The sequence below is a fragment of the Streptomyces doebereineriae genome (assembly GCF_031845645.1).
Lineage (GTDB): Bacteria > Actinomycetota > Actinomycetes > Streptomycetales > Streptomycetaceae > Streptomyces > Streptomyces canus.
On record NZ_JAVREZ010000149.1, the window covers coordinates 1 to 483 of the forward strand.

The following is a 483-nucleotide window of genomic DNA, read 5'->3' on the forward strand; positions in this document are numbered from 1 at the left end:
TGGCAAACTGCGTGTTGAGCTTTACAAATCGCCCAACCTGTCCACTTCACAGCCTCGGGAAGCCCGGCTGTAAAAGAACGTTCCGTCCGAAACGTCGCATATAGAGGTCGTGCACTACGCGTGAGGATGGACCGCCGGCGGCCGTACGTTTTCTTCATGAAAGCGCTGGAAAACACGGCGCTTGGTTCAGAGGACGTTCGAAATGAGCATTTTTCATCCGGTTTCCGTCGACAAGCGCGAAGCCTCACAACAGACCGCATCGGATCGACATTCACGCGAACCGGTGCTCATCACCGAACAGCAGGTGCTGTTCAGTACCGCGGCGGCAGCGGGTTCCCGAGGGGACCACAACGTCATGGCGATGGTGTCGCATGCGATGTCATCGGTGGCAGCACGCTGGCATGCGAGTACTGAGCGTCGGCATGCCCGCTACTACCCGTCGCGGTGCAGCTACCTGGAAAACAGCCTGATGGCTCGGGAGAT

Annotated in this window: 1 protein-coding gene; it reads left to right on the top strand. The window is 58.4% G+C overall.

Annotation, left to right across the window (positions count from 1 at the left end; genetic code table 11):
- Positions 1-202: 202 nt before the first annotated feature.
- On the top strand, positions 203-483 hold a 281-nt coding region (locus RNB18_RS51165), incomplete at its 3' end, for a hypothetical protein (protein ID WP_311720944.1).